The sequence below is a fragment of the Parashewanella spongiae genome (genome assembly GCF_004358345.1).
GTDB lineage: Bacteria > Pseudomonadota > Gammaproteobacteria > Enterobacterales > Shewanellaceae > Parashewanella > Parashewanella spongiae.
Window position 1 is genome coordinate 4,937,345 of the sequence record NZ_CP037952.1, and the last position, 12,757, is coordinate 4,950,101.

The window sequence follows — 12,757 nt, forward strand, 5'->3', positions numbered from 1 at the left end:
TTAACCATCATTTGAAGCCATCGGGGACTATTTCTCCTGACCATTAACTCCTCGTAGTTAATATCTGGGTCAAAATAGGCTTTCCTTCGGCTTAATACTGTGTAGATAATACGTAAAAGTTTGTGGGCGATAGCAATGATACTTCTCTTGTGTCCTCAACGGATGACCAAACCTTGGTACTTGCCTTTGAATTGACTTTTCGTCTTAACGGCAGCATTAGCTACTTCACACAAGAGTGTTTTGACCATTTTGTTTCCTTTACGCATTCGCCCACTTTTTCTTTTTCCTGCACTTTCATTATTTCCCGGACATAAACCTGCCCATGAGCTGATACCCTTCATTCCATCGAAGCAACTCATGTCGTCACCGATTTCACCAATAAGACAAGCTGCACTGATAACACTAGTGCTCGGTATCGTTTGCAAAAGTTCCAGAGCCTCATTCCACGGTTTTATCGTTTCAATAAGTAAGGTTTCTAGCTCAGCAAGCTGCTTCTCTAGAAACTCAATGTGACTTTTGATATTACGCAAGATATAAAGGTGTGACGGAGTAAGAGTTTCGTCCATACTCGCCATAAGTTCACTTCTATCGGCTTTCAGTCTTGGGTCGACCATTTTTATCAAGTCACACAATGGCTTTCCTTCAATCAGACCGTTCACGAGTATTTGCCCTGATTTCCCGTTAATGTCGCTAATAAACCCGCCCAGACGAATACCAGCATCATCTAAGGTTTTATGTAATCGATTTTTCTCATTACTCAATTCCTTTTTTTGTTTGTCTCTTCTGCGAGTCAGTAATCTGAGTTGCTTCTGCTGTGGCGCTGGAACGAAACTTGACCGAACAAGTCCAGAGTGACCAAGTGAAGCGAGCCATTGACTGTTAATGACATCTGTCTTTCGACTGGGAACATTCTTGACATGTCTTGCATTAACGACCTGCGTTTTTATGCCAGCTGTAACAAGTGAAAGGTAGATGCTTTTCCAGTAAACACCTGTACTTTCCATTACAGCTAGCTCAATATGATGCTGCTTGAGAAAATGGCATAATTTCAAGCGTTCTTTTTTTAAAGTACCAAAGGATTGAGTGGTTTCTTAAATTCCCTGCTCTGTCTCCTTGCGGATAGTGACCATCATCTTGTGGACATCTAATCCTGCACAACTGTTTACAATAGGTTCCATAAAATACTACTCCACTGAATTAAAGTGAGTAGCAGAGCCTAGTGGATAGATTGGATTGCCAAGAACTCTAACGAGAACTGGTCATTTTACCGTTCATTCAATGCGTAAAAGCTGAAATAGCCGAGGGTACGAGCAACCATATCCAGATCAGTTTAGGTTCAGTTATGAAAACTAAAAAAAATGCGACCACGATTTAAGCTCTGCTAATAGTTAGAATAAAACAGAAAGAATTTTCATGGTGTAGTGTGATAGAAAAATCGAAATTAAAGTAAACGCTCATGACATCTATGCCTATCATGAACGTTTAGGTTCAACCGCATAATGCGCTGAAGGCAAGAAACTCAATTTGATCAACGCTTGGTCGAGACACTAAATTACGAGGGTGAAGGGGCAACTGATTTTTTTTGGTTGATGGATGGAACTGCTCTTCAAATATCGGACTTAGTATATCGTTTAGGCATTGTTGTACGATTCGGTCTCGAACTGTTGGTATCCCAAGCTTTCTCACTCCACCATCATCTTTCGGGATTTCTACCCGTTTGACGGCTGAAGGTCGGTATTGCTTGGTTTTGAGTTCGATAAGAAGTTTATCAAGTTCGTTACTCAGATTTGAGGCGAATTGCTCTAAGCTCTGCTCATCAATTCCAGCAGTGCCTTTGGCTCTCCACACTTTCTTAAATCCGTTGTACAGTGATTCTTTGTTAAGTAAGCGACCATACAAGCTGTAATAAACTCTTATTGATCTCTCTGTGTGCGTTGTTTGGGTTCAGTGTCTTGTTTTCATCAGTTGGTGTATTTCACTCAGCCTCAAAGCCTTCTAGCCCTTGGCAATTTACTTTGATATGACTGAATTACTCCCGTATACGGCTTCGGTCTCCAGAGTCATTATTCCTAATGCCTCCAGTCGGAAATGCCTCACTCATCTTTTTTTTTGTGATTTTCTGTATCTGTGAAAAAAAATCCTGTCCATCACAAACTTAAATTAAGCTTCACCCCTTCGCCAACATCAAGGCTTTTGGCTGTTGATGTCGCCAATAAACTACGTCATTGGTCAATCCAGTTTTGCCCTCCACACCATTACTGGCTTTCATCGGCTGGATTTTACTCACTACTACGGGCTCATCGGCCACCTCGCACCAACTTCTACCTTGAGTTTCCTCTTGTATAAAAGCTTCTGGACTATCCCAGATAAGGTGTCAGGCTTCCCCAGTTACTGCACTCGCTCCCTGTTAGAAATCCCACCCTCAAGCACATGATAGAGCTGACTGAGTATATGGCGTTGCGCTATTTCGCACGCTTACCTCTCTATTATGCCGAATCAGGTTCGCTTTCGCTGTGTACCTCTAACTTCCTATGGCTTCCTTCAGACCTTGCCGTTAGCCCATAACGCCCTTGCCATTCGGATTATCTTCCCCTCAGTCTGGGTGATACAGGCTTCTTTCTGCCTGTCGGGTTTGCCAGCTTCGCTGGGCAAACAAAAAAGGCGCTATTTTAAATAGCGCCATTCATTTGAGATTCACAAAGTCAGTGATTGGTTAACTAATTTTTCCGTGACACTGCTTGTATTTCTTTCTCGAACCGCAAGGGCAAGGATCGTTGCGACCAATCTTTTCACCGTCTCGAACTATCGGAGTATGAGATTCGAGCGCAGCGACTTCTTCTGTTTCAGCTCCAACCATTGACTCAGCCTGCTGATGTTGGAAGTCACGATGCAAACGCGCTTCTTCTTCACGGCGACGCTGTTCCATCTCATCGACATCCGATTGGGCTTGAACTTGTACTTTAGACAAGACGCTAATGACATCATATTTAAGAGTGTCTAGCATTTGTTGAAACAACTCAAAAGATTCACGCTTATATTCTTGCTTTGGATTCTTTTGAGCATAACCTCGTAGGTGTATACCTTGGCGAAGATGATCCATCGCCGCGAGATGCTCTTTCCAAAGCGAATCTAATGTTTGAAGCATGACTGACTTTTCAAACTGTCGTAAAACAGAACCACCTACTGCTTCTTCTTTTGCGGCATAAGCTTCCGACCAGCTAGTAACAATACGTTCGCGTAATGTTTCTTCATGAAGATCGTCTTCTTTCTCTAACCATTCATTAATTGGTAATGCTATTGAGAACTCTTGCTGCAGACGAGTTTCTAATCCAGGGACGTCCCACATTTCTTCAATTGACTGAGGTGGAACATATTGCTCGATGACACCAGCAATAACATCTTCTTTTACGTTATCTATGGTATCTGCAATACTTTGCGCATCCATAAGATCGTTTCGTTGTGAATAGACAACTTGTCGCTGATCATTCGCTACGTCGTCAAATTCAAGAAGTTGTTTACGAATATCAAAGTTACGTGCTTCAACTTTACGTTGAGAGTTTTCAATTGCACGTGAAACCCAAGGATGTTCGATGGCTTCGCCTTCTTCCATACCTAATTTTTTCATCATGCCTGAAACACGATCTGAAGCAAAAATCCTCATCAAACTGTCTTCCATTGATAAATAGAAGCGAGATGAGCCGGCATCACCTTGACGACCTGAACGACCACGTAGCTGATTATCGATACGACGCGACTCATGACGCTCTGTACCCAATATGTGCAAGCCACCGGATTCGATAACTGCGTCATGACGAACTTGCCATGCATCTTTAATAGCAGTAATTTGCTCAGTTGTTGGATTATCTAGCTCAGCGACTTCCGCGTTCCAATTGCCGCCCAGTACAATATCAGTACCACGTCCAGCCATATTGGTTGCTACGGTAACCACACCAGCTCGGCCAGCTTGCGCCACAATATCTGCTTCTTTTTCATGGAATTTAGCATTCAAAACACTGTGCTTAATCTTCTGTGCATTCATTAAGCGCGACAACAATTCAGATTGCTCAATAGACACTGTACCTACGAGAACTGGCTGACCACGTTCTTGACAGTCTTTAATATCTTCAATGATCGCATTGTATTTTTCTGCGGCTGTCAAATACACTAAATCAGGCATATCTTTACGCACCATTGGACGATTCGTTGGAACCACAACGGTATCTAAGCCATAAATATGCTGAAATTCAAAAGCCTCGGTATCAGCAGTACCTGTCATGCCCGCTAATTTCTCATAAATACGGAAGTAATTCTGGAAGGTTATAGAAGCAAGTGTTTGGTTTTCATTTTGAATATGAGCCCCTTCTTTAGCTTCTACCGCTTGGTGTAAGCCTTCAGACCAACGTCTACCCGGCATTGTACGACCAGTATGTTCGTCTACGATAATAACTTCATCATCTTTAACAATGTAATCAACATCTCTTTCGAATAAAGTATGCGCACGTAACGCGGCAGTAACATGGTGTAATAAGGAAATGTTTGCTGCAGAATATAATGAGTCGCCTTCAGGTAATAACCCACGTTCGACCAATAGTTGTTCAACTTTTTCTTGACCACGCTCAGTCATGTGAACTTGCTTGGCTTTTTCATCAATACTGTAATCGCCTTCACCAACAAATTCTTCAGTATCTTCTTTTTCTTGACGTACAAGATTAGGAATAAGCGTATTCACTTGCATGTACAATTCAGAACTGTCTTCGGCAGCTCCTGAAATAATCAATGGGGTTCTTGCTTCATCGATAAGAATTGAGTCGACTTCATCGATTAACGCATAATGCAACGGGCGTTGAACGCGTTCTTGCGGAGAAAACGCCATATTGTCACGCAGATAATCAAAGCCAAATTCGTTATTGGTTCCGTATGTGATATCTGCAGCGTAGGCTTGCTTTTTCTCTTCTGGCGATAATCCCGCGACATTAATACCAACAGATAAGCCTAAGAATTCAAATAAAGGTCGATTAAATTCAGCATCACGGGCTGCTAGGTAATCATTCACGGTAATAATGTGAACGCCTTTACCTGTTAAACCATTAAGGTATGCGGGTAATGTTGCGGTAAGGGTTTTACCTTCACCTGTACGCATTTCTGCAATACGGTTACTATCCAAGACCATGCCGCCGATAAGCTGCACATCAAAATGTCGCATTTCAAAAATACGCACAGATGCTTCGCGAACAACTGCAAAAGCTTCCGCCATGATATCTTCGAGCGTTTCGCCATCAGCAATTCGTTTACGAAACTCTTCGGTTTTTGCTGATAACTCATCATCAGAAAACTTACTGTACTCTGCTTCTAATGCATTTATTTGATTAACTATTTTGCCGAAACTTTTAAGGGTACGATCGTTACGACTACCAAAAACTTTTGTCAGTAATTTTCCAAACATCTGAATCACTTATCTCAATGGAGGCTGTAAATTATTTAATTTTATGCCAATGTTTCAATTAACCTGCCTTGCGGTAGACGTATTTTTGAGGATCGATTTGTCGCCCGCCCCGCAACACTTCATAGTGTACGTGTGGCCCAGTTGAGCGGCCGGTGCTGCCCATACTTGCCACTTTTTGTCCTTTAATGACCACATCTCCTACTTGAACACTCAAGGATGCATTGTGTCCGTATCGAGTATGAAGTCCGTTACCATGATCAATTTCGACAAGATTGCCGTAACCAAACATGCTACCAGCCCAAGTCACTACTCCTGCTGCAGTAGCAACAACTTCAGTGCCTTTCGCACCAGCGAAATCAATCCCTTTATGCATTGCGCGACGACCTGTAAAAGGATCATTGCGTAAACCGAAAGGAGAAGATAACCAGCCTTTAGCGATCGGACGACCAGAAATATATCGTTCTTTATCTATATGGAGATTAGATACCACAGTTTCAAGTACTGAAAGCTGTTGTTCTCTATGATCAATCTGAGAAGCGAGTTTATCCATGTCTTGAATAAGTTGGTTCAGCTCGACGCTTGCTCCTAAATCACTCATACCACCCACACCGACTTCATCGGAGAAATCAAATTGTCCGTCGAGATCATTTTGTGATGCTACTTGCTGACCGAGTGCTTCAAGACGAGTTATTTTAGCTTGCATTCTCGCGACATGAGTGACTAATAACGATAATTGGGATTCTGTCGCTTGTTTGAGATTGAGCACTTGTTGTTTTTGCTCTTCCCTTTCTAGGCGCTCAGAGTTCATGTTCGCTTGCTGATCGACAAAGCGTGCATTACTGTTTTGATATAGAATGATAGCAAGCGCAGCTAGGATGACAGGCAGCATTAACCAACGTTTGCCAAGATGCCAACGTTTTACATCTTTTCTGCCTTGGATAAATACTGTTACACTCATATTCTTATCAAGCCACCAATTATCATATGAAAAAGCTACCTCACGATCTCAGTCAGTTATTGAACGTTTCCGGCAAACTTCCTGAGCTTAAGGAAAAAGCTGAATTATTATTAAGTTTAGACCAACTCATTAAACAGCAGCTGCATGGTCCAATTATCACGCAAATTAAAGTCGCTAACTTGCGTGAAAGCACATTGGTTGTTGAAGTTTCTTCAGCATCTTGGGCTACAAGACTCAACTTTCAAAAATCACAATTACTGCTTAAACTTCAAAATGAAGCGTTACCAATGCTCTCTAGTATTGACGTTAAAGTCAACCCAAGGATGTTTGCGGTCGCTTCAAATGTCGAGCAAAATCATGCGCATCTTAGTAATACAGCGGCCTCACACATTGAAGCTTTGGCTGAAAATATAGAAGGTAGCCTAGGCCACAAACTAAAACGGCTGGCTGCATTAGCCAGCCGTCAAAGGCATTTCAGTGATGATTAGGTCGTTATCGCAGCATTATTCATTGTCATAAAGCTCACTGGGACATCAGCCTCATTTTCATAACTGATCAATTCCCAAGCTTCTTGCTCGGCGAGTAATGCTCTGACTAATTTATTATTTAAAGCATGACCTGTTTTAAAGGCTGAAAACTCACCAACAATGGCATTACCTGCAACATAAAGATCGCCAAATGCATCAAGAATTTTATGTTTCAAAAATTCATCATCATACCTTAAACCATCAGGGTTTAAGACTTTGTATTCATCTAAAACAATGGCATTTTCCATACTGCCACCTAATGCTAAATCGTTAGCACGTAAATACTCAATGTCACGCATAAAGCCAAATGTTCTGGCACGGCTAATATCTTTAATGAATCCAGCGGTAGAAAAGTCCATAATCATATGTTGCTGGCTACGAGCTATTTCTGGATGTGAAAAATCAATTTTAAAGTCAATTTTGAAACCTTGATACGGCTTCAGCATTGCCCATTTATCACCGTCTTCAACTTTAATCGTTTTCTTAATGCGTAAATATTTCTTAGGCAAGGACTGTTGCGCGACTCCCGCTGACTGGAGTAAAAATACAAATGGACTGGCGCTCCCGTCCATAATGGGAATTTCAGGGGCATCGACTTCAATGATGGCATTATCGATACCTAAACCGGCTAACGCTGCGAACAAGTGTTCAATAGTTGCGACTTTAACGCCATCATCATTCGCTAACACGGTGCAAAGCATGGTTTCTCGAACTTGTTCAGCTTTAGCTGTTATGGCAACGGTTGGTTCAAGATCGGTGCGAATAAACACAATACCACTATTAACTGGTGCTGGTTTAATTGCCAATGTGACCTTATTACCCGAGTGTAAGCCCACTCCAGTAGTTTTCACCATTTTTTGAATAGTTCTTTGAAAAATCATTCAGTTACCAGTACCTAATTTTTTTAAATTAAAATTTTTCCGACCAAAAACAAACCGCAGGCAAGCTTGGCTGGTCGGATATGCTAACATATTTTTACGGTGAAACAAAAAACCACCGATATTACATTGTACAAAGCAGATCAAAATCATACTTTTACACGCATACTTTAGTCAGCTTGTTTGCGTAAAAACGCCGGAATATCTAAATAATCTATGTCATTTTTTTGGGCCGGACTCGCTTGACCAACGCCAACTTGAACGACATTTCCAGCCGTTGTAGTTGCCATATCAGGACTCGGCTCCGCCACTGATACTTTTTCAGATGCTCTAGATACCGATAACACTTCCGGAGCAGCTTCTGCTCTAGGAGTTGGTTTACTCACTAATGTGATATCAGGCTTTTTTTCTGCACCAATTCCTGTTGCAACAACCGTTACTCTAAGTTCATTACTCATTTCAGGATCGATAACCGCACCAACTACAACCGTTGCGTTATCAGAAGCGTAAGCTTTAACATGATTACCAACCGTTTCAAACTCTTCGATACTCATGTCCATTCCGGCAGTGATGTTCACTAACACACCTCGAGCACCAGCAAGATCAATATCTTCGAGTAAAGGACTGGCAACCGCAGCTTCTGCTGCTTCTTCTGCTCTATCTTCACCACTCGCAATACCTGTTCCCATCATGGCATTGCCCATTTCAGACATTACCGTTTTGACGTCCGCAAAGTCGACATTGATCAAACCAGGGCGGGTAATCAATTCTGCAATACCTTGCACGGCACCAAGTAACACATTATTCGCAGCCGCGAAGGCATCCAATAACGATGTGCCTCGGCCTAATACTTTTAATAACTTCTCATTCGGGATCGTGATCAATGAATCAACGTTTTTACCAAGTTCTTCAATACCTTGCTCGGCAAATGTCATTCTCTTTTTCCCTTCAAAAGGAAAAGGTTTTGTCACAACCGCTACCGTTAAAATACCTTCTTCTTTAGCAATTTGCGCGACGACAGGTGCTGCACCTGTTCCAGTACCGCCCCCCATTCCAGCTGCAATAAAAATCATATCGCAACCTTTTATCGCTGAACGAATGCTTTCTTTATCTTCCTCAGCGGCTAAACGACCGACTTCAGGATTTGCACCTGCTCCCAGCCCTTTAGTCACATCACGCCCTAACTGAATTGTAGAGCCAGCAGAAGATTTACGCAGAGCTTGAGCGTCAGTATTCGTCGCTACAAACTCTACCCCTTCGATATTGTGCTTCACCATGTGTTCGACAGCATTACCACCTCCGCCGCCAACACCGATGACTTTAATCACCGCTTCATCTGAGTGAGTGTCCATGATCTCAAACATAGTTTGAACTCCATATTGCCTGCATTAAAAACTAAAATTCACCTTTGAACCAACTTTTGATCCGGCTCAGAGCATCGGTTACGCCTTGACGTTCCGGACGCTCAAATTCACTGTCCATGATGCGTCTTGCACCATAATGCAACAAGCCGATACCTGTTGAGTAAAGTGGTTCGCTGACATAATCGTATAGGCCTTTTACTTCGAGTGGGCCTGAGACTCTAACTGGCATTCCGAATGTAGCTTCTGCAACATCAACGACGCCTTCAATTGAGGCCGTACCGCCAGTCAGTACTATTCCCGCCGCTATTTGTTCTTCATAACCGCTGTCACGCAGCTCTTGTAGTATCAATTCAAACATTTCTTGATACCTTGGCTCGACGACCTCTGCCAAAGTGTGCCTCGACATTGACCGCGATGGCCGGCCACCGACTGATGGCACTTCAATATTTTCTTCACGACTGACCGCTGCACTTCTTGCATTTGCAAACTGTACTTTTATTTGTTCAGCATGCGATAAAGGGGTTCTGAATATCTTTGCGATATCATTTGTGACTTGATTACCCGCAACAGGTATCACCGCACAATGGCGCAATGCACCATTCGTGTAGATAGCAATATCTGTCGTACCGCCACCAATATCCACAAGGCACGCGCCTAAATCTTTTTCATCATTTGTGAGTGTCGCATCAGCTGAAGCAATACCAGAGAAAACTAGATCATCCACTTTTAAGCCACAACGCTCAACACTTTTTGTGATATTTTTCGCCATATCGTTGGCACAGGTCACAATATGTACTTTTGCTTCCATCCGCATACCTGACATTCCCATCGGGCTTTTAATGCCTTCCTGTACGTCGATAGCATACTCTTGTGGTAATACATGTAAAATTCGGCGTTCCGTCGGTATCTTAACTGAGCGAGCTGTGTGTATAACATTATCCACATCTTCTTGAGTGACTTCATCGTCATCAATTGACACCATACCATTCTCGTTTTGGCAGGCGATGTGCTTTCCTGAGATGCTCAAATAAACAGATGTAACCTGACAATCGGCCATCAGCTCTGCTTGATCTAATGCACGCTGCAAGCTTCGAACAATCGAATCTAAATCATTCACCCCGCCTTTATCCATACCTCTGGAGGGGTGGTTACCAAGACCTACGACCGTAATTTCGCCATCAGGTAATACTTCACCTATTATCACGGCGACTTTTGCTGTTCCTATGTCCAATCCAACAATCAGATTTCTATCTTGGTTCTTGGTCATCAGTTATCGACTCTCACTTTGCGTTTGGGCCCAACCCACGGCTAAACCAGTATCGTATCGTAAATCAATTCTTGCTATGGCCTTATCTTGCTCCTTTAAATAAGGGTATACATCTATAAAGCGTTGGACTCGGCTTATTTTATCTTCACGCCCTAAGTCCAATTGAATACCATTATCAAGTAACAAATTCCATGCATGTCGCGGAGTTAAACTTAGTTGATTTAAACTCAACCCGTTAATTTTTAATAATTCTGCTAACTGCTCATACGTCGTTAAAATATTTTTAGCCATACCTTCAGGACCTGACAACGATGGAAGCTTCAGTGATTCATCCGAAAGTACTGCTTCAAACACATCTCCATGACGATTTAACCACGAGTTTCCGTTCCAGTGTGCCGCAACGTCTTGTTCTTTAATAAATACTTTTAACTTTGCTGGCCATTCTCTTTGTACTGAAGCTCGATAAACCCAAGGCAACGTCTCTAACGTTTTTTGAATTTCGGAAACATCAGCACTAAAAAAACTGCTTTTCAATAGCCCCTGTAAAGCGAGCTGTATTTCAAGATCACTGGTGTATTTTCTTTCGCCTTTGATCACCACCGCTTCTATTGGCAACTCTTTCGCATCATTTACGATACGATTCAACTTCCAGCCCGCAGCACTCAAGCCTATAATCACTGACAATAAAAACACTAAGCCACAGCAAAAATACCAATTTATTTGGTGTTTTTTTCGCTGAGAAATAGCATTTTTTATTTTCAAAAACACAGTGATACAAACTCCTACTCTATTTGTTGTTCAATATGATCAAAGTTCCCTTTATAGGATGCCATATCTCATTAATAAATACTGAGTTTTTACAGTATTAATTCTCAATACGGTTTAAGAAACCTAACTCAGTAGCAACCAATTGTTTCGCAACGGCACCTATGGTTCCTGCACCTTGCGTTAACAGTAAGTCATTTTCTTTTAATACATCCGGTAACAGTTCTATCAGCTGTGTTTTATCCGCAATGAAAATAGGCTCAATTTTTCCTCGTTGACGAATCGCTCTACATAAAGCCCGACCATCTGCACCAGGAATTGCTTGCTCGCCGGCGGAATACACTTCTAAAAGCAACAAACAATCAACTTGAGATAATACCTCGGCAAAATCTTCAAATAAGTCACGTGTTCGCGAAAATCGATGTGGTTGATAAGCCATTACTAAACGTTTTTCGGGGAAAGCCAATCTCGCAGCTTGTATCGTCACAGCAACTTCACTAGGATGATGACCGTAATCATCCACCAACAGGATATTTCCCTTCGCCGTATCAAACTCGCCTAAATGTTGAAAGCGACGACCAATTCCTTGGAATTCTGATAATGCTTCTACAATAGGTGCATCACTTATTTCATCTTCCGATGCAACGGCAATGGCGGCAAGTGCGTTCTGAACATTATGTTTACCTGGCATGTTCAGCTCGACAGGCAAATCAGCTTTTCCTTCTCGATGTACAGTAAAGCGAGTAATTGTACCCACTTGGCTAAAGTTTTTAGCTTGTACATCCGCGTCATCACTGAACCCATAAGTGACGACTTTACGACTGATCTTAGGGAGCAGCTCTCGCACAATAGGATCATCGATACAAACAACAGCCACACCGTAAAAAGGGAGGTTATGTAGAAAGTCGATAAATGCTGTTTTTAAATTTTCAAAGTCACCACCATAGGTATCCATGTGATCGGCTTCAATATTGGTGATCACCGCAATCATAGGTTGTAAATGCAAAAAACTGGCATCACTTTCATCAGCTTCAGCAATCAAATACCGACTGCTGCCTAAACGTGCATTTGTTCCTGCACTATTCAATAAACCACCAATGACAAAAGTCGGATCATTTCCAGCCTCGCCGTAAACACTCGCAATTAAGCTGGTCGTAGTGGTTTTTCCATGGGTTCCAGCGACAGCAATGCCATGTCGGTAACGCATGAGTTCAGCTAACATTTCAGCACGGCGCACAACCGGTATGCGTTGTGTTTTTGCTGATATCAACTCAGGATTATCTGACGAAATAGCCGTTGAGACGACAACGACATCAACACCAGTAATATTTTCCTCACGATGCCCAATAGCAATGATTGCACCAAAAGCTTTGAGTCTTTCTGTTACATTATTAGTCGCAATATCTGAACCGCTGATAGCATAACCTTCGTTTAATAACACTTCAGCAATACCACCCATTCCAGCACCACCTATCCCAACAAAATGAATGCGTTTAATCCGACGCATTTCAGGGATTTGACTTCGTAATTGTGCGTGCTTTTCTGACTTAGTCAT

Annotated in this window: 10 protein-coding genes and 1 pseudogene; 1 reads left to right on the forward strand and 10 read right to left on the reverse strand. The window is 42.2% G+C overall.

The window, feature by feature from the left end:
* Window positions 1-155 precede the first annotated feature (155 nt).
* The 5 genes and pseudogenes from E2I05_RS19520 to E2I05_RS19540 form a co-directional block, all read right to left on the reverse strand.
* Window positions 156-1,070, reverse strand: a pseudogene (locus tag E2I05_RS19520) (IS110 family RNA-guided transposase); the annotation flags it as partial.
* A gap of 418 nt (window positions 1,071-1,488) precedes the next feature.
* Complete coding sequence (locus tag E2I05_RS19525) at window positions 1,489-1,848, reverse strand: RNA-dependent RNA polymerase family protein (protein WP_244935403.1); 360 nt, start codon at window positions 1,846-1,848, stop codon at window positions 1,489-1,491.
* 319 nt (window positions 1,849-2,167) lie between these two features.
* Window positions 2,168-2,308: a hypothetical protein gene (locus E2I05_RS22170; RefSeq protein WP_170179659.1), complete on the reverse strand. Its 141-nt coding sequence runs from the start codon at window positions 2,306-2,308 to the stop codon at window positions 2,168-2,170.
* Window positions 2,309-2,713: 405 nt separating this feature from the next.
* Entirely contained in the window at window positions 2,714-5,443 is a 2,730-nt protein-coding gene (gene secA / locus E2I05_RS19535) for a preprotein translocase subunit SecA (RefSeq protein WP_121854110.1), read from the reverse strand.
* Between the two features lie 58 nt (window positions 5,444-5,501).
* Window positions 5,502-6,401, reverse strand: coding sequence for a M23 family metallopeptidase (locus E2I05_RS19540; protein WP_121854109.1), 900 nt, complete (start codon window positions 6,399-6,401; stop codon window positions 5,502-5,504).
* A 26-nt stretch (window positions 6,402-6,427) separates the two neighbouring features.
* Here E2I05_RS19540 and E2I05_RS19545 point away from each other — a divergent pair, with 26 nt between their 5' ends.
* On the forward strand, window positions 6,428-6,889 hold the full coding sequence (locus E2I05_RS19545) for a DUF721 domain-containing protein (RefSeq protein ID WP_121854108.1): 462 nt from the start codon (window positions 6,428-6,430) through the stop codon (window positions 6,887-6,889).
* Here E2I05_RS19545 and lpxC read toward each other — a convergent pair.
* The 5 genes from lpxC to murC form a co-directional block, all read right to left on the reverse strand.
* A complete protein-coding gene (gene lpxC / locus E2I05_RS19550) occupies window positions 6,886-7,809 on the reverse strand; it encodes a UDP-3-O-acyl-N-acetylglucosamine deacetylase (protein ID WP_121854107.1) in 924 nt (307 codons plus the stop codon). The two genes, E2I05_RS19545 and lpxC, sit on opposite strands and share 4 nt — an antisense overlap.
* A gap of 167 nt (window positions 7,810-7,976) precedes the next feature.
* Window positions 7,977-9,170: a cell division protein FtsZ gene (gene ftsZ, locus E2I05_RS19555; RefSeq protein ID WP_121854106.1), complete on the reverse strand. Its 1,194-nt coding sequence runs from the start codon at window positions 9,168-9,170 to the stop codon at window positions 7,977-7,979.
* A gap of 31 nt (window positions 9,171-9,201) precedes the next feature.
* Window positions 9,202-10,437, reverse strand: a complete 1,236-nt coding sequence (gene ftsA / locus E2I05_RS19560; RefSeq protein ID WP_121854105.1) for a cell division protein FtsA — start codon at window positions 10,435-10,437, stop codon at window positions 9,202-9,204.
* A gap of 3 nt (window positions 10,438-10,440) precedes the next feature.
* Entirely contained in the window at window positions 10,441-11,205 is a 765-nt protein-coding gene (locus tag E2I05_RS19565) for a cell division protein FtsQ/DivIB (RefSeq protein ID WP_243641097.1), read from the reverse strand.
* A gap of 97 nt (window positions 11,206-11,302) precedes the next feature.
* On the reverse strand, window positions 11,303-12,757 hold the full coding sequence (murC, locus tag E2I05_RS19570) for a UDP-N-acetylmuramate--L-alanine ligase (protein WP_121854104.1): 1,455 nt from the start codon (window positions 12,755-12,757) through the stop codon (window positions 11,303-11,305).